This window comes from Nocardia sp. NPDC051030, assembly GCF_040683015.1.
GTDB lineage: Bacteria > Actinomycetota > Actinomycetes > Mycobacteriales > Mycobacteriaceae > Nocardia.
This window is the reverse complement of sequence record NZ_JBFBCD010000017.1, coordinates 13,157-36,988: the sequence shown is the minus strand read 5'-3', so window position 1 is coordinate 36,988 and position 23,832 is coordinate 13,157. Positions and strand designations below refer to the sequence as shown.

Here is a 23,832-nt window from a genome sequence, read left to right as displayed (position 1 = left end):
GGCGTCGCTTACTTGTGAATGATGTTGGTCAGGAACTCGGCATTGCTGCCGGTGCGGCGCAGGCCGTCCAGCAGCAGGTCGAGGGCGCGCTGATCGTCGAGTTCGGCCAGGGTGCGGCGGAGCTTGTCGACGGCCAGGCGTTCGGCGGGATCGAAGAGGAGTTCGTCGCGCCGCGTGCTGGAGCGGGCGATGTCCACGGCGGGGAAGATATGGCGGGCAGCCAGATTCCGATCGAGTTTGAGCTCGGCATTGCCGGTGCCCTTGTACTCCTCGAAGATCAGGCTGTCGGCCAGCGAACCGGTTTCGACCAGCGCGGTGGCGATGATCGTCAGCGAGCCGCCGTTCTCGAAATTGCGGGCCGAGCCGAGGAACCGCTTGGGCGGCAGCAGCGCGCTGGCATCCATTCCGCCGGACAGGGTTCGGCCGGACGAGGGGGCGGTCATGTTGTAGGCGCGGGCCAGCCGGGTCAGCGAGTCGAGTAGGACGACTACGTCGAGGCCGTGTTCAACGAGCCGCTGCGCGCGTTCGATGGCGAGTTCCGCGAGTGCGGTTTGCTTGGCGGGGGACTCGTCGAAGGTGGCGGCGACCACCTCGCCGGGAATGCCACGCGAGAGATCGGTGACCTCCTCCGGGCGTTCGCCGACGAGCACCATCATGAGATGGCATTCGGGATGGTTCTTGGCGACGCCGTGCGCGATCGCTTGCAGCACGGAGGTCTTGCCCGCCTTGGGCGGCGCGACGATCAGGGCGCGCTGGCCCTTGCCGATCGGCATGATCAGGTCCGTGACGCGGGTGATCAGGCCCTTCGGGCCGGTCTCCAGGTGGAGCCGCTCGTCGGGATGGACCGGCGTCAGGTCCGCGAAACGCGGACGGGCGGCGGCTTCGGCGGGTGGGCGGGCATTGACGGTGTCGACCCGCACCAGCGGAGCGAGCTTGCCGCCCTTGGCATTCGGCTGAGCCAGGCCGGTGATCAGATCACCGCGGCGCAGTCCGTGCTCGCGGATCAGCCGGTTGGGTACGTGGATATCGTCCGGACCGGGCAGGTAGCCGTCGTGCCGCAGGAACGCGGACGGTCCGGCCATATCGAGGATTCCCGTTGCGAGCGTCAGGGTTTCGATGTTGTTGAGTGATTGCGCCGACTCGGGCTCGAGGCCGCGGGGCGCGGGATTGATGGTGGTCATTTCTGGTTCTCCTGAATGGATTCGGTGACTTGCGTACCGGTAGTGCGTGATTGGAATGGCCGAGTACGGCCGAGATGGCGGCTTGGGCCGCCGGTGAATCCGAGTGGATGTCAGCGGGTATGGAAGAACACCGCTGAACTGAACTCGGAGAGGGAAGAAATCGCGTGGGAGGGAACTTCGTCGACCTGCATCCACGGGATTGCGACGCCACCACGGTACGCCCAACCTCGACGATCGCGCAATGCCCGATCGTCACCCCCATGCTCTGCCGGGCTGCGTAGCCTGGAAACCATGACCGATGCCAAGGAACTTGCGGTGCAGTTGGCGCAGCTCTCCGATGCGGAGCTGGCGGTGGTGGTGGCGGTGGCCACGGAGGGCCGGGCGGCGCTGGCGGAGTTGCATGCGGTCGCCGCGGCGCTGACGACGACCGTGGATCATGCGGCCGATGTCATCGATGTGACTCCTGACACGATTCTGGATGGACAGGATGCGCAACCGGCGACGCCGGATACGTTTGGGCAGGTCCAGGCCACTCCCGGGGCTTCCGGAATACCGGTACCGCCGACGGGTATGCCCGTTCCGCCGGGCATTGGCGGGTATACGTCATCCGGCGTCCCTACTTTCGAGTCAGTTCGGGATAAGGTCGAGCAGCGCTACGGCACTTCACAGGGGATGGGCGAGCTCGATCGACAGACACCCGTGGGCCGCAGCGTCGATGAACAGTGGGATGAGCGGCGCAAAGCCGCGAAGGAACGCCTGGAACAGATTCGAAAGTCGATGCGCGGCAACGACAACGACTGATTTCCGGCGGTCCGATTTATCGATGGGTGGATAAACCGATGACCGAGCCTCGCGAAATCGCCGAACGGCTGCTGGACCTGCAAGTCGACTTCATTGTCGCCGAGGTGACCGGCGACCGATTCGCCGAGGTGATCGCCCGCGATGTGGAGGCGGTGGTCGGCGTCGCCGACACCATCGCATTCCGCGATGTGGTGGAGCTCGACCAGGCCAAGCAGACCGTCGCGAACGTGATCAACCTGATCGGCGGCAGCCCGGTCCTGAAGGAATCCGTCCCCACCTTCGCGAACTCGATCTACGACAATATTGCCGCGAACAACGAGGTCACCCTCGGTGATGTGGTCGAGCGCGAGCCGGTCGAGCAGCTGCTCGAGAAGATCTTCTCCATGCACCAGGCGCAGGAGCGAATCCTGGAACGGCTCACCGAGAGCCCGCTGGTCGCCACCGTCGCGTCCAAGTTCGTGGACAAGCTGATCAATGACTTCATGGACGCCAACCGTCAGGTCGCCGCGAAAATTCCCGGCGTCTCCTCGCTGGTGTCGCTGGGCACCTCCGCCGCCAAACAGGCCCGCAAGGCGGCCGAGAAGGCCACCGGCGACGGCACGTTCCTCGGCGAAATGGCCGGTAAGGGTGCGCAATTCGCGCTCAAGCGCACCAATAACGCCATTCGCGAAATGCTCCGCGACGCCCCCGTGCACGACGCGGCCATGGAATTCTGGGACCTGCACGCCGGTGAACCCGTCAGCGGCCTGCGCGAATACCTTTCGCAGAAGGACCTCAACGAGCTCGCGGTGATCATCTACCAGATCGCCCTCACGACCCGCGAGAAGGAATACTTCGGCGTCCTCGTCGACGAGTGCGTGGAGATCTTCTACGAGAAGTACGGCGACCACACCTTGGCCGCCATGCTCCCCGAACTGGGCCTGTCCAACGACATCATCGCGGGCGAAATCCTCCGCTACGGCCCCGCCGTGGTCGAGGCCGCCAAGCGAAATGGTGTGCTGGCCAAGCTGGTTCGCGAACGCCTGGAACCGTTCTTCCTCTCGGAGCCGGTGCTCGCCGCCATCGCGGGCAAGTGATCTAGTCCGTCAGCCACGACAGCATGCGGCCGCGCGACCAGCAGCGGCCGATGCTCTCGGCGCGCAGCGTCGAATGGTCGAACAGCGCCACGCCCATAATGCTGTGGCCGGAGGCCGGGCGGTCACCGAATGTCGGTATGGCCGGGGCGACTCCGACCCCCTCGACCGATACCCATGCCACCGCCCGGTGGGTAGCCGCGGCATCGAGCCGCTGCAGAAACCGCAGCCGCTTCTCCAGCGGAAACCGCGATAGCGCCCAGGTCGTGGTGACCACGGGCAGCGCATCCTCGGGAACCTGGGCGATGGCGTCGTGCGTCAGCTCGAGGACATCGCCCGCCAGCAGCACCGGAGAGGCCGAGGCCACCAAGGCAATCTCCGCCTCGAGCCTCGCCGCCTGATCCGGCGCAATCCCGTCGCGCAACCATTGGGCAGCCTCCGCATCGGTAACGTCGACCGGATCGGTGTCGATCCCGATCCGGGCGACAACCTCGGGCATTGCCCGCGCCGGAACGGGCCGCTCACCCACGATCGAACACGACAGCTGCACAGCCGACGACGAATCCCCCAGCAATTGCCCACTGCTATAGCTGATCCCGACGCGATCGACAGTCAGATTGAACCCAGCCGAACAACCCACGTCGATCAGCCCGATCGCCTTCGCCCCCACCCGATCCGCGGCCTCGGCAATGGCCGGATACAACACGGTTCCGCGCCCGGTCTCATTGGTCTGCGGCCGCCGCCGTGCTCTCGCTCCTGCCATCCTGCCGATCCTAGTAGGCGTCGAATACCTCGACCCGAGAAATCGCGCGTGACGGGGTTCAGTTGTCGGTGATGGCGATGCCGTCGATTTCGACCAGCATTTCCTCGCGGGGGAGGCCGGTGAAAACTGTTGTGCGGGAGGGGAGTGCGCCGTCGGTGGTGTGCTTGGTGACGAATTCGCCGTAGGCGTCGTTCATGAGGGGGAAGTCTTCGCGCTTGGTGAGGTAGACGCGGAGCATGACTACGTCGTCGAAGGTTGCGCCGCTGGCTTCTACGATCGCCTTGACGTTTTCCAGGGTGCGGGTGGTTTGGGCCGCTACGTCGCCGGGGTAGAGGTATTCGCTGGTGGCCGGGTCGACGGGGCCCTGGCCGGAGACCTGGACGAAGGGGCCCTTGCGGATGCCCTGGGAGAAGGTGTGGGCGGGGGCGGGGGCCTCGGTGGTGCGGACGGCGATCTTTTCGGTCATGGTGGGTCCCTTCATGGTTGGCGGCTCGGGCTCCAGCCGAGCTCGGTGGAGATGGCGTCGGCGGTTTCGCGCATGCGCGGGAGTTGGCCGAGTACCTGGTCGTGGTCGAGGAGCATGTCGGGGACCGACATGGAGAGGGCGGCTACTACCGCGCCGGTGCCATTGCGGATCGCCACGGCTACGCAGTTCACGAAGGTTTCGTGTTCCTCGTGGTCTTCCGCATAGCCTTGCGCGGCAACCAGTTCCAGCTCGGCGAGGTACTGGTCAGGGGTGCGAATGGTGCGGTCGGTGAAGGGCCGGTACTCGATGCTTTCGGCAATGGCTCGCCATTGGTCGCGGGGTTGTGCGGTCACCAGGATCTTGCCGACCGCGGTGCAGTGCAGGGGAGCGGGGCGGCCGACCCGGGAGTACATCCGAACGCTTTGTGTCGCATCGAGTTTGTCGATGTAGACGGCCTCGCCGGATTCATACGCGGCCAGGTGCAGGGTCTGGCCGGTGGCCGCGTTCAGGGCCGTCAGGAATGGGCGGGCCACGGTGCGCACATCGCGACCCTCGAGGGAGCGGTTGGCCAGTTCGAAGAGCCGGGAGCCTAGCCGGTAGCGGTGGTCGCTGTCGTGGGTGACGAAGCGCTGCGCCTCCATGGTTTGCAGGAGTCGCAGCACCGTCGACTTGTGCACGCCCAGCTGGGTTGCCAACTGGTCCAGCGACTTCGACTCCTCGCCCAGCTCGGTGAGGATGATCAGCGCGCGTTGCAGACTCTGGCTCATGAGGCCACATTCTCGGGTACGGAGGGGTGAGGGCCGTAGTGCAGGCGGGCCCATTCCTCGCGGGTGACCGTCGCTAGGGATTCCAGGACGGGCAGAGGCGGTAGTTCGGCGATATCACCGGTTCCGGTGAGAGCGGCCGCGGCGCACAGGTGTCCGAAGCGCAGGAGCTGTTCGTGCGGGCGGCCTTGCAGCAGTGCGGCCAGGTAGCCGCCCGCGAAAGCGTCTCCCGCGCCGATGCGTTCGGTCACTTCCAACTCCAATGCGGGCACCTCGAGCTGTTTCGCGCCGAAATATCCGGTCACCGAATGTTTGTCGTTCTTCACCACGAGATGTCTTGGCTGCGGGAACAATTCGCGCAGCGCCTCGGCATCGCCGACGCCGAAGACGGCCTCGGCCTCATCCGCGCCGAGGAAGGCCACATCACTGCCCCGGATTTGGCGGGCCAAGATATCGGCTGCCGAGCCGGGTCCGGCGGCGGGTAGATCGGTGCGGCGTGCCCACAGTGCCGGGCGGTAATTGAGGTCGAAGCTGATCAGCCTCCCCGCACGGGGGAGATCGAGCAGGGCACCCGTGAGCGCGGTCGCCGAGGGTGACAAAGCGGTGGTGATGCCGGTGCTGTGGATCAGCGCGGCGTGATCGAGTACCGGAGCGGCGGTGACGAGATCGGCGGGCGAGAGCGCGCTGCCCGCGGAATCGGTGCGGTAATACAGCATTCGACTGGCCCCGGCGGCCAGGTCGGTCGGCCGATCGGAGCCCTCGCCGCGCTCCTTCACATAGACGGCGGTGGGTCGGGCCGGATCGATGGTCACGGCCGTGGTGTCCACGCCGCGTTCGGCCAGCTGCCGCATCAGATAGCGACCGAACCCGTCATCGCCGAGCCGGGAGATCCAGGCCGTCTGCACGCCGAGCTGAGACAGCACGGCGGCGACATTGGCTTCGGCTCCCGCCGCGCCGCGTTCGAAGACGGGCGAATCCTCCAGCGGGCCGGGCTGTGCGATGAGTACGGCGAGTCCTTCGCCGACGGTCACAGCACGCATGGTCGGCTGGCTCACACCAATCTCCTTCAGATGGTTGCGGGGCAAGGTCCTCACGTGCACAATAACCAGCATCAACATGATGTGCAACAAGCGTTGCAGAATATGCAATAGCGATTAGCTATAGCGTTTAGGATCGAGAAGGAGTGCCATGGCCATCGACAACGATGTCGTTGCAGCCCTGAAAGACCGAGTTCTGGGCCCGGAGCACAAATCGCTCCCGCCCGCCGCATGGGGCAAGACCGTGCGGGAATTCCTCGCGGGCGCACCGCATCTGGACGACCTCCAGACGCCGGTGTTGACCCTCGACCGGTCCGCGATGGACTCCAACCTCGCTGTCATGGCGGACTGGGCGCGCTCCGCCGGGGTGCGGCTGGCCCCGCACGGCAAGACCACCATGTCCCCGCAGCTGTGGGGTGAACAGCTGACCGCCGGAGCCTGGGGAATCACCCTGGCCACCGGCTGGCAGGCGCAGGTGGGGCGCTCGTTCGGCCTGAATCGGATCATGCTGGCCAATGCGCTCACCGATCCGATCGGATTGCGCTGGGCCGCGGCCGAATCCGCCGCGCATCCGGAGTTCGAACTCTTCAGCTGGGTCGATGGTGTCGACACCGTCAAGGAGATGGAACGCCACCTAGAGTCGGCGAACGTGCGCCTGAAGGTGATCGTCGAACTCGGCGGACCGCACGGGCGCACCGGTGCGCGAACCGTCACCGAGGCGCTGGAAGTCGCCGAGGCGGTACACAATTCGTCGCGACTGACTCTCGCCGGTATCGGCGGCTATGAGGGCGCACTCGCCCACGATCGCAGTGCCGACGGACTGGCCGCGGTGCGCCGCTATCTCACTGAGATCGCCTGGCTGCACCGCTCGATCGCCGAGGCGGGCTGGTACGGCGACCGCGCCATCGTCACCGCGGGCGGCAGCGCCTACCCGGACCTGGTGGTCGATCACCTCGCCGGACTGGCCGATGAGGAAGGCGCACAAGGCATTCCGACCACGGTGGTACTGCGCTCGGGCGCATACCTCATTCACGACGACGGCTTCTACTCCGGAATCTCCCCGCTCGCGGCGGGACGGACCGACCACCCGCTGCGGTCGGCAATGCACGGCTGGGCGCGCAGCGTGTCCCGGCCGGAAACGGAACTCGCGCTCTTGGATGCGGGAAAGCGCGATTTTCCGTTCGATGAGGGGCTGCCGGTTCCGCAACGCATGGCGGGACCGGCGGTTCAACCAATTCCGGAGGGGGCCACGGTGACGGCCCTCAATGATCAGCACACCTTCCTGCGGCTGCCCGGCGGCAGCGCGGCCGATGTACCGGTGGGAAGTGTGGTGCGACTGGGTCTCTCACACCCGTGCACGGCCTTCGACAAGTGGCGGCTCATCCCGGTGATCGACGATTCCGATGCGGAACGGCCCCGCATCGTTGACTTCCTGCCGACCTTCTTCTGATCGGAATCTGATGGCCGACTTACTGATTCGCGATATCGACATTATCGACGGCACGGGCTCTGCCCAATACCGGGGTGATGTGCTTGTCGATGGCGGACGCATTGCCGAGATCACCGCGCCGGGCGCGGCACCCGAGGCCGATCGGGTGCTCGACGGCGGCGGTAACCTTGTCCTCGCACCGGGATTCATCGATATGCACGCGCACTCCGACCTGCATCTACTCACCGAGCCCGACCATTTCCCGAAGCTCAGCCAGGGCATCACCACCGAGGTGATCGGGCAGGACGGGCTGTCCTACGCACCCAACGATCCGGCGGCCCTCGACATCGTGCGACGCCAAATCGCCGGGTGGAATGGCAATCCCGTCGATCTCGACTTCTCCTGGCGCACGGTCGGCGAGTACCTGGACCGGCTCGACGCGGGCATCACGCCTAATGCCGCCTACCTGGTGCCGCAGGGCACGCTGCGGCTCATGGTGGTCGGCAGCGAGCAACGCGCCGCCACCGCTGCTGAGATCGAGCAAATGCGGGAACTGCTCGCGCGCAGCCTCGCCGAGGGCGCGGTCGGCATGTCCAGCGGGCTCACCTACACGCCCGGAATGTATGCCGACACAGCCGAACTCGCGGCGCTGTGCGAGGTGGTGGCCGAGGCGGGTGGCTTCTACGCCCCGCACACCCGCTCCTACGGTGCGGGCGCGCTGGAGGCCTACGCCGAGATGATCGACCTGGCGCGCTGGACCGGCTGCGCCCTGCATCTCACCCACGCCACCATGAACTTCGGCGTGAACCGCGGGCGCGCACCGGAATTCCTCGCCCTGGTGGACGCGGCCCTCGCGGACGGCTGCGATATCAGCCTCGACACCTACCCGTATCTGCCCGGGGCGACCACCCTTTCGGCGCTGCTGCCCAGCTGGGCCATGTCCGGCGGACCGGATGCGGCGCTGGAGCGCATCGCCGATCTCGATATGCGACTGCGGATCGCGCAGGACGTGAATGTGCACGGCTCGGACGGCTGCCACGGCGTGACCGTGGAATGGGACACCATTCAGATCAGCGGCGTCGCGAACTCCGAGCTGGACCGGTATATCGGGCGCACCCTCGCCGAGATCGCCGTGGACCGGGATATGCCGCCGGTCGAGGTGTTCTTCGACCTGCTGACCCGAGATCGCCTGGCCACCAGCATTCTTCAGCACGTCGGGCACGAGGAGAACGTGCGCACCATCATGCGGCACGGCCGCCACATGGGCGGCAGTGACGCGCTACTGGTGGGGGAGCGCCCGCATCCGCGCGCCTGGGGCACCTTCCCCCGCTATCTCGGTCACTATGTGCGCGAACTCGGCGTGCTCGGCCTGGAGGACTGCGTTCACCATCTCACCGGTCGCCCGGCGGAACGGCTGCGGTTGCGCGACCGGGGACTCATCCGGTCCGGATATGCCGCCGACCTGGTCCTGTTCGATCCCGAAACAGTGCGCGACACAGCCACATTCGATCACCCCAAGCAGCAGGCGCAAGGCATCCCGTACGTCCTCGTCAATGGCGAATTCGCGCTCGACGACGGCAAACCCACCGGTGTGCGGGCCGGTCGCGCCCTGCGCATGGATTCCACCCGAGGAGAAACCCGTTGACCGCCATCGACATCATCCGCGCCGACCGGGTGCTGACCGTGGTCCGCGCCCCGGAGATACCGGACCCGGCCGCCCTCGCCGAGGCACTGGCGGGAGCCGGAATCCGCGCCATGGAACTGACTTTCACCACACCGGGCGTCCTCGAGGCCCTGCGCAAGGCCGCCGACTCGGGACACGGCGTGGTGGGAGCGGGCACCGTGCTCAACGGTGCGCAGGCGGCGGCCGCCATCGACAGTGGCGCACAGTTCCTCGTCACCCCGGGAATCCGTGACGAGGTGGCCCTGGTGGCCGCGCGGCACGAAATCCCCGTGGTGATGGGCGCTTTCACGCCCAGTGAGGTCATGCAGGCCATGGACCTCGGCGCGGCGGCCGTGAAGATCTTCCCCGCCCGGACGCTCGGACCCGGCTATCTGAAGGACCTGCGCGGGCCGTTCCCGGACGCCCTGCTCATCCCGTCCGGCGGCGTGAACGCGGGCAATGCCGCCGAATTCCTCGCGCACGGCGCGCTGGCGGTCACCGCCGGCACCGATGTCGTCGCGCCCGCCGATGTGGCCGCGGGACGCTGGTCCGAGATCGCCGCTCGCGCTGCATTTTTCGTTTCATCCATGAATTGAGGTACCACCATGGGCGCTGTTGACTGGCTGCGCACCACCACCCCAGGACTCCTGGTGCTCTGTGGATTGGCGATCGCGGTCCTGCTGATCGCCATCATCCGGTTCAAGCTCGAACCGTTCATCGCACTACTGCTCACCGGCCTCACGCTGGCGCTGGCCGCCGGGCTGCCGGTCGGTAAGATCGTCGGCACCGTGGCCAAACCCGGTGAGTCGCTCTTGGAAACCGGATTCGGCGGGATTCTCGGCCATATCGCCGTGATCATCGGACTCGGCACCGTGCTCGGCGCGATCCTGGAACGTTCCGGCGGCGCGGATGTGCTCACCGGGAAGCTGCTGGGCATCTTCGGTGAGAAGGGCGCGCCGATCGCCATGGGCCTGCTCGGGCTCATCTTCGGCATTCCGGTGTTCTTCGATATCGGTATTTTCGTGCTCGCGCCGCTGGTCTATGTCGCCGCCAAGCGCGGTGGGCGATCGCTGGTGCTGTACGCCATGCCGATGCTCGCGGGTCTGTCCATGACGCACGCCTTCCTGCCGCCGCATCCCGGTCCCGTCGCGCTGGGCGGTCTGCTCGGGGTCAGCCTCGGCTGGCTGATCATCATGGGATTCGTCTGCGGTATTCCGGGATTCATCGCGGCGGGCATCGTATGGGGTGGCTGGATCGGTAAGCGGGTGCACGTCGAGGTGCCCGCGGAATTCCTGGTGCGCAAGCAGGACGAGGCCGCGAACGAGGGTCCGGGCGCGGCCACGGCTCCCGCCGCGACCACGACCGTGCAGCAGAAGGCCCCGTCGGTGGGATTGATCGGCGGCATTATCGCGATTCCGCTGGTGCTGATTCTGGGCGCGACCTTCGGCAGCCAAATGCTCACGGCCGGTTCGCGGCCCCTCGCCGTGCTGACCTTCCTGGGCACGCCCGCTGTCGCGCTGCTGATCGCGGTGCTGGTCGCCTTCTACGTGCTGGGTCTGCGGCGCGGGTCCACCGTGCAGGAGCTCAGCACTCTGACCGCGGAGTCACTGCGGCCGGTCGGCATGCTGCTGCTGGTGGTCGGCGCGGGCGCGTTCTTCGGAAAGATCATCGCGGCCACCGGAATCGGTGCGGCCCTGGCCTCCACCATGGCGGCGGCCGGATTGCCGGTGATCGTGCTCGCCTACCTGATCAGCTGCGGCCTGCGCGTCGCCCAGGGTTCGGCGACCGTCGCCATCGTGACCACCGGCGGCATTGTGCAGCCGCTGGTCACCGGGCACGACTACTCGCCGGTGGCGCTCGCCCTGATCGCCATGGCCATCGCGGCCGGGTCGATCATCCTCAGCCATGTCAATGACGGTGGCTTCTGGATCATCTCCAAGTACTTCAACCTCACCGTCAAGCAGACGTTGCAAACCTGGACCGTGCTGGAAACCGTGTTGTCGGTGGTCAGTTTCGCGGTTGCGGCACTCCTGTTCGCCATCCTTGTGTGAGACTCGGCACTGAATCGGCTCGTTCCCGCTTCCTGCGGGAGCGAGCCGCTGTTGTTCTGCGGCACAGTGGAACAGACGGTTCGAGACGGGAGCAACGACCATGGATCTGCCGATCACCGGTGAACGCCTGACGGTGTTGTCCTCCGGCCCGTACGTCCTGACCCTCGGGGCGGGCGTGCACGAACTGCATATCGAGGGTGAACTGGCCGTGCACAATCCGGACGGGCCGACCGTGCACCGGATCGCGGGGGAGCCGCACACCGAGGATCTGGCCGCCGCGCTGTCCGGTGAGATCGTCACCGCCGCAGTCACTTCCACCGGTGAGCTACGCATCGACCTCGACTCCGGCAACCGCCTGGTGGTCGAACCCGACCGCTACTTCGAGGCCTGGCATGTCACCGCACCGGGGCAATACCTGATCGTCTGCATGCCCGGCGGCGAACTGGCGGTGTGGTCCGAAGACTCCTGAATCCGTTGCATCGACCGCAATGCACCGATAGCGTCCGCACGGTGAGTGAACAAGACCTATCCGACGCCGATCGGTACGCGGAGGAGACGGGCAAGGTCCTCGACGCGGTGTGGAACTCGTGGGGGCGGCTCGATCCGGAAATGGCCGCGGAACGCTACCAATCCCGGTTCATCCCGGCCGAGATCTGGCAGAACATGGGCGTGCAGGAAACCGAACCGCCCAGCGTGGAATCGCCCAGCTTCGCCGTGGTCCGCCGCGCCTACGGGGTCCTGCTGACCACCTACGGCCTGTCCTTCCCCGACCGCTGGAACCACGACGGAGACCCCGTCAATGGCGTCGGCGTCGAGCTCTACGCGGCAGCCTCCGGCGTCCCCGCCGACGGCCGCCCCCACGAACTCGTCACCGAAACCTGGCTCGGCCAAACGGTCTGGCACGTGGCGAAAACCGTGACCGAACACGGCCTGGTCTTCACCCAGAACCTGGAACGCTACGGCACCCTCTCGCTGTCACTGCCGGGTCTGCAACTCCCCGAGGAAGCCGCGGGCACCTACCTCGATGCCAATGGAGACGCCTGCGTCCTGCTGGGCATGGCAGGCGACGAAGTCCCCGACACCGTCGATGGCCCGTTGGGCTCCATCCGCCTGGTCAACATCAAACTGCTGACGGTCGCCGAAACCGAGTTCTGCGTCTCCGGCGGCACCGGCGTCACCGATGCCAGAGGCGAACTGGCCCAACGTTTCGCCACCCAACGCGACCCTCTCTGGTCGAGCATCACCCGCCCGTCCGTGGCCTGAGTGGCGCCTGGACGACGCCAGCGCTCAGGCGGTGGCCCGGCTCAGCACCGCGATCGGAAAATGCCGCTCGCTCAGCACCGCATAGGTCGCGAAATTGGGGTAGGCGGCAACCAGTGTGCGCCAATGCCGTTCATACTCGGCCTCGTCCGCGACAACCCGCACGTCCACCGGCCAGCTGTCCCGCCCGACCTGCACCTCGGCCTTCCCGGCCGCAACCAGGTTCTTCCACCAGTTCGGCTTCCCGGGATTCCCCCCATTGGACCCGCACACCAGCACATCGTCGCCATCGCGCGCCAGCATGAGCATCACAGGCTTCGGCTCCCCGGACTTGCGACCGACCACCGTCAGCCGAAACACCGGACTACCTTCCAGCGTGGCGAACCGCGTCCCCCCGGATCGCACATACAGCCGCTGGTGCACCCGACCGTAGAACCGGGCCACCGGACCGCAATAGGTGCTCCAAAAATGATTGAACCGCCCAGTCAACCTCAGCTTGCCGGTCCCGGAATCATTGCCAGACATCTATTTCCCCCTTGCGTGGGCCGACGGATCGCGACTCACTTTACACACTGTCCAGTGAGTCGTCAGCCGCCGCTGATCGAAGCCATGGCCATTCAGCGCAGCAGGTCGAGGATGGTGGTGTAGTTGGGGATGTCGGGGTCGAGGGGGCGGGTTTCGGCTACCGCGGTGGCGGTGCGGATGGCTGCGGCCAGAGCGGCGCGGTAGAGGAGGGAGCCGGTGCTGATTCGGTGGACGCCGAGGGCAGCGAGCTGGTGAATGGTGCCGCCGGTGGGGGAGAACAGCAGGTTCAGCGGGGCCGTGAGAGTGGTTGTCAGGGTGCGAATTTCGTCGAAGTCGGTGAGGCCGGGGACGAAGATGCCATCCGCTCCGCACTTTTCGTAATGCTGGGTGCGGGCGAAGGTGGAGTCCTGGTCGGTGCCGAGCCAGTAGGTGTCGGTGCGGGCGTTGATGAAAAGCTCAGGGGTGCGGGATTTTACGGCCGCGATCAGTTCGCCGTGGGTTTCGGGGTCGGCGAGGGAATTGTTGTCGCGGCTGTCTTCGAGGTTGATGCCCGCTATGCCCGCGGCGGCGAGTTCGGCGCAGAAGTCGGCTACCTCGGCGGGGTCGGTGCTGAAACCGCCTTCGATATCCACCGTCACCGGGATCGGGAGGCGGCCGAGTCGTTGTGCGAGGGTGAGGGTTTCGGCGCGGGTGGCGGCAGTGCCGTCGGGGAGGCCCGCGGCGGCTGCTACGCCGAGGCTGGTGGTGCCGATGGCCGGGAATCCGGCGTCGGCGAGCAGGGCGGCGGAGGCGTAGTCCCAGGCATTGGGGAGGATCAGCGGCTGCTCCGCGTGATGCAGGGTGCGGAAGGTTTCGAACTTGGTCATCGCGCCTCTCCGTCTGTCGGCCGTCTCGGGGACAACACTGCCAGAACCGGAATCAGTTCACACAGGGGACTTTCGAACCGATGGTGGTGGTGACGCCCTTGCCGGAATCGGGTGCGTCCGTCGTGGTGGTGGTCGCGGTCTTCGTCGTCGTGGTGGTGGTCGTGGTGGCCGCGGTCGGATCCAGGGTTTCGGGGATCTCGAAGTCGGTGCCGACCACCAGCTTGATATGGCCGGGGGAGACATTGGCGGAGGAGTTGATCGAGATGCCGCCGAGCATTTCCGACAGCTGCTGGGCATCGGCCTCGCCGCCGGTGCCGTACCACACGGTCGTGGTGGTGCCGTCGTTGTAGGACGCATTGTCGACCCGCCCGGGCGTGAATCCCTTGGCGCCCAGCAGTTGTGACACCTTGGCCGCCTTGCCCGGGGTTCCGCTGGCATTGACCACGTCCAGGGTGCTGACGGGTGTGGTCTTGGGTGCGCTGGCCACCGCCGGAGCCTCCACACCGAATGCCGCGCGCACCACCTTCTTGATGGCCGCCGGATCGACGATGTTCACGTCCTGGCCGTCGATATTGTCGTAACGCAGCACCGGCAACGTCTGGAATTCCACCGACGGCGAATCCGCGTGGCCCAGGGTATTGACGAAATCGAGCAGGTTCCAGCCATCCGAGAGCACCACATTGCGGTGCGCGGCATCCATCAGCGCCTTGAGTTTGACCGGATTGGCGAGCGTGCCGGAACTCTTGAGCGAGGAGGCCACCGACGTGAGGAACGCCTGCTGCCGATGCGTGCGGTCGAGGTCACCGTTCTCCAGCCCGTGCCGCTGCCGCACGAAGGCGAGTGCGTCGGAGCCGTCCAGATGCTGCGGTCCGGCCGGGAAGACCGCGCCGGAGTAGTAGCTGTCGTCCACCGCGTGATTGAGGCACACATCGACGCCGCCCAGCGCGGTCGCCAGGTCATAGAAACCCGCGAGGGAGATCTCGGCGAACATATTGATCGGCACCCCGGTGAGCGCCTTCACGTTCTGCACGATCGACGTGCGGCCCGCTTCTCGCCCTTGGCGTTCCAGGTCGACCTTGTCGGTGACGCCCTGCGCCTTGAGCTTCTCCTCGACGGTGAACTTCTTCAGCCCGTACGCCTCTTTGATCTTGACCTTGTCGTAGCCGGGAATGCCGGAGACCGAGACGTAGTCATCGCGGGGAATCGAGAAGGCGGTGATCTTCTTCAGATCCTTGGGGATGTGAATGAGGATCAGCGAATTGGCGTTGTACCCGCCCTCGGAGCCATCGCCCGCGTGCAGTTGGTCGAGGATCGCCTTGGGTAGGTCATTGCCATTGAGATCTTTGCGGGTGTCCAAGCCGATCAGCAGAATGTTCTTGTCGCCATCGAGGCTGCGGTCCTCCGGGGCGATCGCGCCGGAACGGATGAACCCGGATTCCAGGCTGTTCTCGCCGTACCAGGCGACACCGCTGATGCCGATGATGCCGACCGCGACCAGCGACATCACCCCGCGCCCGGCATAGCGCAGCCGGGAATTGCCGGAATGCTCCGCGCGCCGCCGATGCGAGGTCGGGCGGCCGCGCCGGGTACGGCGCGGTGCGGGGGTGGGCGTCTCGGCTGCTCGGCGGCTGCCGCCCTCGGGGCGATAGACCGGGAGCTGCTCGGTGTCGTCGTCGTACATGGCGTTGTCGAGTGTGCCGGAACCTTCGCGTGCTGTCAGATTCGCACCCGCTGGTGAATGAGCTTGCACGGTCGTGCATAATCATCACATGGCGGATACCTCGAGTGGGCCCTCTCTTCGGGTCGCGGTGGCTGGTGCGAGCGGGTACGCGGGCGGCGAAGTCCTGCGTCTGCTGCTGGGGCATCCAGCCTACCGAACCGGCCGCCTCGAGATCGGTGCGTTGACCGCCGGATCCAATGCCGGAACCAAGCTCGGCGAACTGCAACCGCATCTGCTGCCGCTCGCGGACCGGGTGCTCGCACCGACCACTCTCGACGAGCTGGCCGGGCACGATGTCGTCTTCCTGGGACTGCCGCACGGGCAGTCCGCGGCCATCGCCACGCAGCTGCCCGAGTCCACGATCATCATCGACTGCGGTGCGGACTTCCGGCTCACCGATGCCGCCGCGTGGGAGAAGTACTACGGCTCCCCGTACGCGGGCAGTTGGCCGTACGGTCTGCCCGAGCTACCGGGCGGACGTGACAAGCTGCGCGGCGCGACTCGCATCGCGGTGCCGGGCTGCTATCCGACGGTATCCAGCCTCGCGCTGGCCCCGGCCATCGCCGCGGGCATTATCGAGCCGAACGTGAATGTGGTTGCGGTGAGCGGCACCTCGGGCGCGGGACGCAAACTCGATGTCGGCCTGCTCGGCTCCGAGGTGATGGGCTCGCTGCGCGCCTACAGCATTGCCGGCGCGCACCGGCACACCCCCGAGATCGCTCAGAACCTGAAGGCCGCCAGCGGTGAATCACCCACCGGCGCGGTCGATGTGGCCGTCTCCTTCACCCCCGTCCTGGCCCCGCTGCCGCGCGGCATCCTGGCCACCTGCACCGCACCCACCCGAGTCGATGCCGCACAGGCCCGCGCCGTCTATGAGAAGGCCTACGCCGACGAGCCTTTCGTGCACCTGCTGCCCGAAGGCGTACTGCCGCAGACCGGGTCGGTGCTCGGCTCCAATGCCGTCACCCTGCAGGTGACCGTGGATGCCGACGCCGGACTGCTCGTGGTCATCGGCGCGATCGACAACTTGACCAAGGGCACCGCGGGCGCCGCGGTGCAATCCATGAACCTGGCCCTCGGAATCGAGGAGACCGCAGGACTTTCCACCGTAGGAGTGGCACCGTGACTTCAAGCAACGACGGCAAGCTGGTCCGGACCCAGGGCGTCACCGCGCCGCTGGGTTTCCGCGCCGCGGGTATTGCGGCCGGGATCAAGAAGAGCGGTAAGCCGGATCTGGCGCTGGTATTCAGCGAGGGCCCGGAGTACTCCGCCGCCGGTGTCTTCACCCGCAATAAGGTGAAGGCCGCGCCCGTGCTGTGGTCGCAGCAGGTGCTGACCGGCGGTCGCCTGCGGGCGGTGATCCTGAATTCCGGTGGGGCGAACGCGTGTACGGGTCCGGGCGGATTCCAGGACACCCATGCCACCGCCGAGGAACTCGCGAAGGCCTTGAGCAACTGGGGCACCGAGACCGGCGCGGGCGAGATCGCGGTCTGCTCAACGGGTCTCATCGGCGACCGGCTGCCCATGGACAAGCTGATTCCGGCCGTTACCGAGATCGTGCACGAGATGGGCGGCGGGATCTCCGGCGGAGGCGATGCCGCGCGCGCCATCATGACCACCGATACCGTGCCGAAAGAGGCTGCGTACCACCACAAGAACAAGTGGAACGTGGGCGGCATGGCCAAGGGCGCGGGCATGCTCGCGCCGTCGCTGGCCACCATGTTGGTCGTGCTGACCACCGATGCCGTGGCCACTCCGGCTCAGCTGGACGAAGCGCTGCGCAATGCCACCCGCATGACCTTCGACCGCCTCGATGTGGACGGTTCCTGCTCCACCAATGACACCGTGCTGGTGCTCGCCAATGGGGCCAGCGAGGTCGCGCCCAGCCAGGACGAGCTGAACGCCGCCGTGCTCGCGGTGTGCGACGACCTGGCCGAGCAGCTCATGGGCGATGCCGAGGGCGTCACCAAGCGGGTCCACATCACCGTCTCCGGCGCGGTCAGCGAGGACGAGGCGCTGATCGGCGCGCGTGCCCTCGCCCGGGACAGCCTGGTGAAGACGGCGTTCTTCGGCTCCGACCCGAACTGGGGCCGGGTGCTGGCCGCCATCGGCATCGCGCCGATCGAGCTGGACCCGAACCGGATCTCGGTGTCGTTCAATGGCTCTCCGGTCTGCGTCGATGGCGCGGGTGCGCCCGGTGCGCGCGAGGTGGATCTGTCCGGGCCCGATATTCAGGTGCAGGTCGACCTGGGCCTTGGCGCGGGTGAGGCCACGATCCGGACCACCGACCTCTCGCACGGCTACGTCGAAGAGAATTCGGCATACAGCTCATGAGCGCGGACATCACACAGCTCTCGGCCCTGGACAAGGCGCACGTTCTCGCGGACGCCCTGCCCTGGTTGCAGAAGTTCCGCGACAAGATCGTGGTGGTCAAATACGGCGGCAACGCCATGATCGACGAAGAGTTGAAGCAGGCCTTCGCCGCGGATATGGCGTTCCTGCGCACGGTCGGCGTGCACCCGGTGGTGGTGCACGGCGGCGGGCCGCAGATCAGCGCCATGCTGAAACGCCTCGGCCTGCAAGGCGAATTCCGGGGCGGCTTCCGCGTCACCACACCCGAGGTCCTCGATGTGGTGCGAATGGTGTTGTTCGGACAGGTCGGTCGCGAACTGGTCGGGCTGATCAATGCGCACGGGCCCTACGCGGTCGGCATCTCCGGCGAGGACGCGCACCTGTTCACCGCGACTCGCCGCACCGTGGACGTGGACGGTGAACCGACCGATATCGGCCTGGTCGGCGACGTCACCTCGGTCAACCCCGACGCCGTACTGGATCTCATTGCCGCCGGGCGTATTCCGGTGGTCTCCACCATCGCCCCCGACGCGAACGGCGTGGTGCACAACATCAATGCCGACACCGCGGCGGCCGCCCTGGCCGAGGCGATCGGGGCGGAAAAACTGGTCGTCCTCACCGATGTCGAAGGCCTGTACACCAACTGGCCGGACCGGTCCTCGCTGACCACCCGCATCGACGCCGACGAGCTGGCCAAGTTGCTGCCGAGTCTGGATGCGGGCATGGTGCCCAAGATGGAAGCCTGCCTGCGCGCCGTGGAAGGCGGTGTCCCGACCGCGCATGTGATCGACGGCCGGGTACCGCATTCGGTGTTGCTGGAACTGTTCACCGGGGAGGGCATCGGCACGATGGTCACCCCGGTCGAGTCTTCGGACGGAGTGAAGCTATGAGCACAGCCGATATTCAGCAGCGGTGGAACACCGCGCTGATGAACAACTACGGCACCCCGAAGATCGCGCTGGTGCGCGGCGCGGGCGCGGTGGTCTACGACGCCGACGGCAAGCGTTATCTGGACTTCCTCGGCGGCATCGCGGTCAATAGCCTCGGCCATGCGCATCCGGCGATTCTGGAGGCCGTCACCAACCAGCTCGGCACCCTCGGCCACGTGTCGAATCTGTATGCCAGCGAACCGGTTGTGGAGTTGGCCGAACGGCTGCTCGCGCACTTCGGTGACGGGCATGGCAAGGCGTTCTTCTGCAATTCCGGCACCGAGGCCAATGAGGCCGCGTTCAAGATGGCGCGGCTCACCGGCAAGCGCAAGATCGTCGCGTGTGAGGAGGCGTTCCACGGGCGGACCATGGGTGCGCTGGCGTTGACGGGTCAGCCGTCCAAGCGGACGCCGTTCGAGCCCATGCCGCCCGGCGTGGTGCACGTGCCCTACGGCGACGCGATGGCCCTCGCCGCGGCCGTCGACAATGACACCGCCGCGGTATTCCTCGAACCGATCATGGGCGAGAGCGGCGTCGTGGTGCCCCCGGCCGACTACCTGGCCAAGGCGCGCGCCATCACCAAACAGCAAGGCGCACTGCTGATCCTGGACGAAGTGCAGACCGGTATCGGCCGCACCGGCGCGTTCTTCGCGCATCAGGCGGCGGGCATCGTGCCGGATGTCATCACCCTGGCCAAGGGCCTCGGCGGCGGCCTGCCCATCGGTGCGGTGCTGGCCCAGGGTGCCGCGGCCGATCTCTTGCAGCCCGGCATGCACGGCACCACCTTCGGCGGCAATCCCGTGTGTGCCGCAGCGGCTTTAGCGGTGCTGCGCACCATCGACGAGGACGGGCTGCTGGCTCACGTCGAGAAGGTCGGCAAGATCCTCGTCGACGGCATCGACAGCCTCGACCACCCGCTCATCGACAGTGTGCGCGGCGCGGGCCTGCTGATCGGCATCCAGCTCACCCGGAATGTCTCGGCCCAGGTCGACGAGGCCGCACGAGAGGCCGGCTACCTGCTGAATCCCGCCAAGCCCAATGTGCTCCGGCTGGCGCCGCCCCTGGTGCTCACCGAAACCCAGGTCGACAATTTCCTGTCCGACCTGCCCGGCATCCTGGATGTCGCGCAGGCCACCGCGGAGAAGGGCACCAAGTGACTATCCGGCATTTCCTGCGCGACGATGACGTCACCCCCGCCGAGCAGGCCGAAATCCTGGCCATCGCAGCGGAATTGAAGCAGGCCCCCCTGTCCCGGCGTCCCCTCGAGGGCCCGCGCGGCATCGCGGTCATGTTCGAGAAGAACTCCACCCGCACCCGCTTCTCCTTCGAAATGGGCATCGCCCAGCTCGGCGGTCACGCCGTCGTGGTCGACGGCCGCGACACCCAGCTCGGCCGCGAGGAAACCCTCGCCGACACCGGCCGCGTGCTCTCCCGCTACGTGGACGCCATCGTCTGGCGCACCTTCGAGCAGACTCGCCTGGACGAAATGGCTGGAGCTGCAACCGTTCCCGTCGTGAACGCGCTCTCCAACGAGTTCCACCCCTGCCAGGTCCTCGCCGACCTTCAGACGTTGAAGGAACGCAAGGGCGACCTCGTCGGCCGCAACCTGACCTACCTGGGCGACGGCGCGAACAATATGTCCCACTCGCTCCTACTGGGCGGCGTCACCGCGGGCCTGAACGTCACCATCGCCGCCCCCATCGGCTTCGAGCCGCTCCCGTGGATCGTCGACCTCGCGCAGAAGCGAGCCGCCGAAACCGGCGCGACCATCACTTTCACGGACAACCCGCAGGCCGCGGCCGAAGGTGCGGACGCCCTGGTCACCGACACCTGGATGTCCATGGGCCAGGAGAACGACGGCCGCGACCGCGTGGCCCCCTTCCGTCCCTTCCAGGTGAACGCCGACCTGCTCTCCCGGGCGGCCTCCGATGTCACCGTCCTGCACTGCCTCCCCGCTCACCGCGGCGAGGAAGTCACCGACGAGGTCCTCGACGGCACCCACAGCGCGGTCTGGGACGAGGCCGAAAACCGCCTCCACGCCCAAAAGGCTCTTCTCGTCTGGTTGCTCGAGAAGTTCGAGCGAGGCGAAGCGTGAGCACCGGCGAACGCCGCTCTCCCGCACCGGTATCCGGCAGATCGGGTGCGGCCATAGCCCGCACCCGAGCTGGCCGCCAGGCCCGAATCGTCGCGATCCTCTCCCAGCATGAGGTCCGCAGCCAATCCGAACTCGCCGTATTGCTGTCGGGTGAGGGCATCGACACCACGCAGGCCACGCTCTCCCGCGACCTGGACGAACTCGGTGCCGTCAAGCTCCGCGCGGCCGACGGCGGCGCGGGCGTTTATGTGGTCCCCGAAGACGGCAGCCCCGTCCGGGGAGTCACCGGCGGCACCGAACGCCTGTCGAAGCTTCTCGGAGACCTACTGGTCTCCACGGATTCCAGCGGCAATATCGCCGTCCTGCGAACCCCGCCCGGGGCGGCTCATTTCTTGGCCAGCGCCCTCGACCGCGCCGCTCTCCCCGAGATCGTGGGCACGATTGCGGGCGATGACACCGTTGCCGTCATCGCCCGCGAGCCCATGACCGGAGCCGAGCTGGCCTCCAAAATCGAACTACTGGCCTGAGCCGTAACCGCCCTTACGGGTACGCCTGAATAACCTCGAGGCCCACCAGGGCGTTGAACGAGTCGCAACTGGCCCACGACTGGTTCTGGCCGTACTGAATGGGGCCGTACTTCCAGTAGGTGAACGGGACAGGCCACGCCACACACGTCAGCTTCACCTGATGCCAGGTCGGCAGCTCACAATTGGACATTCCGCCGGTATTGAAGATGTTGTACAGGTGGCAATTGGCCTCCCATACCGGCACATCAGCCTGTGCTGCACCTCCACCAGCCAGCACAGCTGCCGCAGCTGCGGTAGCAACGACGGCGCTGGCAGCAAGCCGCTTCGCAGATAGCATTCCGACCTCCTGAATAGGTGTTTGTGTGGAGGAAATCGCTCACGGTTTGCTGGTGTTACTCCCGTGCGTCTGAGCTGGGGATAGAGCAGAGAACAAGAAAAAGACAAAAGACAAGAGATAAAAGATGCCTGGACAAGAAGAGAAGAAGACCCTCTCGGCTCGCTTCGCTTCGCCGAACGGGTCGAATTCTTGGCCCCTTGACGTCGAGGGGGACATGAGCCGGGGTTTTGTCCGTTTACCCCTGCCTAATGTCCCTCCTGAACGTGTTTCACTGGTGGTCAGCAGCTCAGTTGGTCGGCTAGGTTCAGGAAATTCTTTGCGTTGATGTTGAATTCGGGGGAGTGGTCGGCGTCGGCTAGGGGGGCGCCGAATTCCAGTGGGCGGGAGTTGAATGCGGTGCGGTAGACGGGATCGACGCTGACCCATGGGTCAGCGGGGATGCTAGTCCGGAACTGCCAGCGGTTCGCCGGGGGCGAGTATGTGCACGGTCGTGTCTGGTGCGAGGTCGGTTACGGCGTCGCGGTATAGGTCGGGGCGGTTGCGGGTGGACTTGGTCATGAGGCGGTCGCCGATCGGGCCGCTGGTGAAGGCGTAGTGGATGGGGATGGAGAGGCGGGGGCGCAGGGTGCTGGTGAACTCGGCGGCTTCTGCGGCGTTCATTACCATTTGGCGGTTGGCCAGCGGTCGAATCTTCAAGCCGTTTATGGGGAGTAGGGCCACGTCGACGTCGGGGTAGCGGTGGGCGATTTCGTCCAGGTCGTCTATGCGGCGGGTGTCCGCGCCGAAGTAGACGGTGTGGTTGTCGGCGCGGAGGACGAAGGTGACTTCGTGGACTCCGTGGCTGGCGGGGGTGGCGATCACTTCGACCGGGCCCAATCTGGTGGTCTGCCAAGGGTCTAGCTCGGTGACATTGGGGAAGCCTGCCGCGCGGACTTTTGCGGCGATGCCCTTCGCGACCGCGAAGGGGACGGACTTGTCCGGGTAGGACGCCAGGGCATCGAGATCGCAGTGGTCGTAGTGCTCGTGGCTGATCACTATGCCCGCGAGGTCGGGGAGGTCGGCGGCGGTGGCGATGCTGCGGGGTTCGCCCTGGTAGTAGAAGCGGCGTTCGGAAAGCCAAGGGTCGGTGAGGATTCGGGCTCCGCCGAAGTCGAGGAGGACGCTGGCGTGGACTACGCGGGTGACTGTGAGCATCGCGGGACTCTCTGGGAAGACGACTGTCTGCTTACGGGTGTCAGTAGACGCTTGTCTTGTTATGCTGTCAAGGTGAAATCCACTGCGCGAAACCGGAATCCACGCGGCGAAGGGTCTCGGCTGCGGGATGAATTGGTGGCGGCCGCGAGTCGGCTGCTGGAATCGCTCGAGGGGCAGGAGTCGCTGTCGCTGCGGGCGGTCGCGCGGGAGGCGGGTATTGCTCCGCAGAGTGTGTACCTGCATTTCGCGGATCGGCGGGAACTTCTTACCGCTGTCTATGCGGTGCGGTTCACGGAACTGCGGGTCGCGCTCGACACCGCTCGACACGCCGCGGCCGACACTCCAGGGGATCGGCTGAATGCCCTCTGCCACGCTTACGTCGACTACGGGGTCGCGCACCCCGGCCACTACCGAGTCCTGTTCGGCACCGCGGGCACTCCCGGGTGGGAACCGACGGCCGATCAGCTGCCCGGACTGCCCACCTTCCAGCTCCTGGTCGACGATGTAACAGACTGCGGCGCAACCGATCCCACATCCACCGCGCTGTGCCTCTGGTCGGCCATGCACGGCCTGATCACGCTGCATCAGGATCGCCCCAGCTTCCCCTGGCCGCCCCTGGACACCCTCGTCGACACCATGGTTCGAGCCCACGCGAGCTGAGCTTTTCCTGTGGACTTGGAAGAACTCTGGCGTTGCGCGTGTGCGGGCGTACCGTCGAGAAAAAGCAGTGCTCAGCAAGGGCTCTTCGAGCGAGGTAACGCACTATGTGTGAAGGCGGAAGATTCGTCGCATCCTTCAT

At 66.4% G+C, this 23,832-nt stretch carries 25 protein-coding genes; 15 read left to right on the top strand and 10 right to left on the bottom strand.

Features of this window, described 5'->3' with window-relative positions; genetic code table 11:
- Positions 1 to 8 precede the first annotated feature (8 nt).
- Positions 9 to 1,181 carry a transcription termination factor Rho gene (gene rho / locus AB0N05_RS38430; protein ID WP_364704076.1) on the bottom strand — a complete coding sequence of 391 codons (1,173 nt, stop codon included), beginning with the start codon at positions 1,179 to 1,181 and terminating at the stop codon, positions 9 to 11.
- A 291-nt stretch (positions 1,182 to 1,472) separates the two neighbouring features.
- Here rho and AB0N05_RS38425 point away from each other — a divergent pair, with 291 nt between their 5' ends.
- A complete protein-coding gene (locus AB0N05_RS38425) occupies positions 1,473 to 1,982 on the top strand; it encodes a hypothetical protein (protein WP_364704074.1) in 510 nt (169 codons plus the stop codon).
- Between the two features lie 38 nt (positions 1,983 to 2,020).
- Positions 2,021 to 3,058: a hypothetical protein gene (locus AB0N05_RS38420; protein WP_364704072.1), complete on the top strand. Its 1,038-nt coding sequence runs from the start codon at positions 2,021 to 2,023 to the stop codon at positions 3,056 to 3,058.
- A 1-nt stretch (position 3,059) separates the two neighbouring features.
- Here AB0N05_RS38420 and AB0N05_RS38415 read toward each other — a convergent pair whose 3' ends face one another.
- The 4 genes from AB0N05_RS38415 to AB0N05_RS38400 are packed head-to-tail and all read right to left on the bottom strand — an operon-like array spanning position 3,060 to position 6,103.
- Positions 3,060 to 3,818 (bottom strand): DUF2332 domain-containing protein, encoded by a 759-nt coding sequence (locus AB0N05_RS38415; RefSeq protein ID WP_364704069.1) that lies wholly within the window; start codon positions 3,816 to 3,818, stop codon positions 3,060 to 3,062.
- A 58-nt stretch (positions 3,819 to 3,876) separates the two neighbouring features.
- Positions 3,877 to 4,284: a RidA family protein gene (locus AB0N05_RS38410; protein ID WP_364704067.1), complete on the bottom strand. Its 408-nt coding sequence runs from the start codon at positions 4,282 to 4,284 to the stop codon at positions 3,877 to 3,879.
- Positions 4,285 to 4,295: 11 nt separating this feature from the next.
- Positions 4,296 to 5,051 carry an IclR family transcriptional regulator gene (locus tag AB0N05_RS38405; protein ID WP_364704065.1) on the bottom strand — a complete coding sequence of 252 codons (756 nt, stop codon included), beginning with the start codon at positions 5,049 to 5,051 and terminating at the stop codon, positions 4,296 to 4,298.
- On the bottom strand, positions 5,048 to 6,103 hold the full coding sequence (locus AB0N05_RS38400) for a sugar kinase (RefSeq protein ID WP_364704063.1): 1,056 nt from the start codon (positions 6,101 to 6,103) through the stop codon (positions 5,048 to 5,050). The genes AB0N05_RS38405 and AB0N05_RS38400 overlap by 4 nt, the downstream gene beginning before the upstream one ends.
- 133 nt (positions 6,104 to 6,236) lie before the next feature.
- On the opposite strand from AB0N05_RS38400, the gene AB0N05_RS38395 reads away from it, so the two are divergent.
- The 6 genes from AB0N05_RS38395 (at position 6,237) to AB0N05_RS38370 (ending at position 12,491) form a co-directional block, all read left to right on the top strand.
- Positions 6,237 to 7,535 carry an amino acid deaminase gene (locus tag AB0N05_RS38395; protein ID WP_364704060.1) on the top strand — a complete coding sequence of 433 codons (1,299 nt, stop codon included), beginning with the start codon at positions 6,237 to 6,239 and terminating at the stop codon, positions 7,533 to 7,535.
- A gap of 10 nt (positions 7,536 to 7,545) precedes the next feature.
- Positions 7,546 to 9,159: a D-aminoacylase gene (locus tag AB0N05_RS38390; RefSeq protein WP_364704058.1), complete on the top strand. Its 1,614-nt coding sequence runs from the start codon at positions 7,546 to 7,548 to the stop codon at positions 9,157 to 9,159.
- Positions 9,156 to 9,773 (top strand): bifunctional 4-hydroxy-2-oxoglutarate aldolase/2-dehydro-3-deoxy-phosphogluconate aldolase, encoded by a 618-nt coding sequence (locus tag AB0N05_RS38385; RefSeq protein ID WP_364704055.1) that lies wholly within the window; start codon positions 9,156 to 9,158, stop codon positions 9,771 to 9,773. Before AB0N05_RS38390 ends, AB0N05_RS38385 begins: the two co-directional genes overlap by 4 nt.
- 9 nt (positions 9,774 to 9,782) lie before the next feature.
- The gene (locus AB0N05_RS38380; protein ID WP_364704052.1) at positions 9,783 to 11,228 is read left to right on the top strand and encodes a gluconate:H+ symporter; all 1,446 of its coding nucleotides are present in this window, start codon (positions 9,783 to 9,785) and stop codon (positions 11,226 to 11,228) included.
- A 100-nt stretch (positions 11,229 to 11,328) separates the two neighbouring features.
- Positions 11,329 to 11,697 carry a DUF6188 family protein gene (locus tag AB0N05_RS38375; protein ID WP_364704049.1) on the top strand — a complete coding sequence of 123 codons (369 nt, stop codon included), beginning with the start codon at positions 11,329 to 11,331 and terminating at the stop codon, positions 11,695 to 11,697.
- 41 nt (positions 11,698 to 11,738) lie between these two features.
- Positions 11,739 to 12,491 (top strand): hypothetical protein, encoded by a 753-nt coding sequence (locus AB0N05_RS38370; protein ID WP_364704047.1) that lies wholly within the window; start codon positions 11,739 to 11,741, stop codon positions 12,489 to 12,491.
- 24 nt (positions 12,492 to 12,515) lie between these two features.
- Here the strand turns inward: AB0N05_RS38370 and AB0N05_RS38365 are convergent, their stop codons facing one another.
- From AB0N05_RS38365 to AB0N05_RS38355, 3 genes are all read right to left on the bottom strand, one after another.
- Positions 12,516 to 13,013, bottom strand: coding sequence for a nitroreductase/quinone reductase family protein (locus AB0N05_RS38365; RefSeq protein WP_364704044.1), 498 nt, complete (start codon positions 13,011 to 13,013; stop codon positions 12,516 to 12,518).
- A gap of 92 nt (positions 13,014 to 13,105) precedes the next feature.
- Entirely contained in the window at positions 13,106 to 13,879 is a 774-nt protein-coding gene (locus AB0N05_RS38360) for an isocitrate lyase/phosphoenolpyruvate mutase family protein (RefSeq protein ID WP_364704042.1), read from the bottom strand.
- Positions 13,880 to 13,931: 52 nt separating this feature from the next.
- On the bottom strand, positions 13,932 to 15,560 hold the full coding sequence (locus tag AB0N05_RS38355) for an LCP family protein (RefSeq protein ID WP_364704039.1): 1,629 nt from the start codon (positions 15,558 to 15,560) through the stop codon (positions 13,932 to 13,934).
- 88 nt (positions 15,561 to 15,648) lie between these two features.
- Here AB0N05_RS38355 and argC point away from each other — a divergent pair, with 88 nt between their 5' ends.
- From argC to AB0N05_RS38325, 6 genes are read left to right on the top strand one after another with little or no spacing between them, the layout of a single operon-like run.
- Positions 15,649 to 16,725 carry an N-acetyl-gamma-glutamyl-phosphate reductase gene (gene argC / locus AB0N05_RS38350; RefSeq protein ID WP_364704036.1) on the top strand — a complete coding sequence of 359 codons (1,077 nt, stop codon included), beginning with the start codon at positions 15,649 to 15,651 and terminating at the stop codon, positions 16,723 to 16,725.
- The gene (gene argJ, locus AB0N05_RS38345; RefSeq protein WP_364704033.1) at positions 16,722 to 17,933 is read left to right on the top strand and encodes a bifunctional glutamate N-acetyltransferase/amino-acid acetyltransferase ArgJ; all 1,212 of its coding nucleotides are present in this window, start codon (positions 16,722 to 16,724) and stop codon (positions 17,931 to 17,933) included. Before argC ends, argJ begins: the two co-directional genes overlap by 4 nt.
- Positions 17,930 to 18,841, top strand: a complete 912-nt coding sequence (argB, locus tag AB0N05_RS38340) for an acetylglutamate kinase (protein ID WP_364704030.1) — start codon at positions 17,930 to 17,932, stop codon at positions 18,839 to 18,841. Before argJ ends, argB begins: the two co-directional genes overlap by 4 nt.
- A complete protein-coding gene (locus tag AB0N05_RS38335) occupies positions 18,838 to 20,037 on the top strand; it encodes an acetylornithine transaminase (protein ID WP_364704027.1) in 1,200 nt (399 codons plus the stop codon). Before argB ends, AB0N05_RS38335 begins: the two co-directional genes overlap by 4 nt.
- The gene (gene argF / locus AB0N05_RS38330; RefSeq protein WP_364704024.1) at positions 20,034 to 20,975 is read left to right on the top strand and encodes an ornithine carbamoyltransferase; all 942 of its coding nucleotides are present in this window, start codon (positions 20,034 to 20,036) and stop codon (positions 20,973 to 20,975) included. Before AB0N05_RS38335 ends, argF begins: the two co-directional genes overlap by 4 nt.
- 53 nt (positions 20,976 to 21,028) lie before the next feature.
- Entirely contained in the window at positions 21,029 to 21,502 is a 474-nt protein-coding gene (locus tag AB0N05_RS38325; RefSeq protein ID WP_364704094.1) for an arginine repressor, read from the top strand.
- Between the two features lie 13 nt (positions 21,503 to 21,515).
- Here AB0N05_RS38325 and AB0N05_RS38320 read toward each other — a convergent pair whose 3' ends face one another.
- Together AB0N05_RS38320 and AB0N05_RS38315 are read right to left on the bottom strand one after the other, a co-directional pair.
- A complete protein-coding gene (locus AB0N05_RS38320) occupies positions 21,516 to 21,839 on the bottom strand; it encodes a hypothetical protein (RefSeq protein WP_364704021.1) in 324 nt (107 codons plus the stop codon).
- A 441-nt stretch (positions 21,840 to 22,280) separates the two neighbouring features.
- Positions 22,281 to 23,033, bottom strand: a complete 753-nt coding sequence (locus AB0N05_RS38315) for an MBL fold metallo-hydrolase (protein ID WP_364704018.1) — start codon at positions 23,031 to 23,033, stop codon at positions 22,281 to 22,283.
- Between the two features lie 72 nt (positions 23,034 to 23,105).
- On the opposite strand from AB0N05_RS38315, the gene AB0N05_RS38310 reads away from it, so the two are divergent.
- Positions 23,106 to 23,693 (top strand): TetR/AcrR family transcriptional regulator, encoded by a 588-nt coding sequence (locus AB0N05_RS38310; RefSeq protein ID WP_364704016.1) that lies wholly within the window; start codon positions 23,106 to 23,108, stop codon positions 23,691 to 23,693.
- Positions 23,694 to 23,832 lie beyond the last annotated feature (139 nt).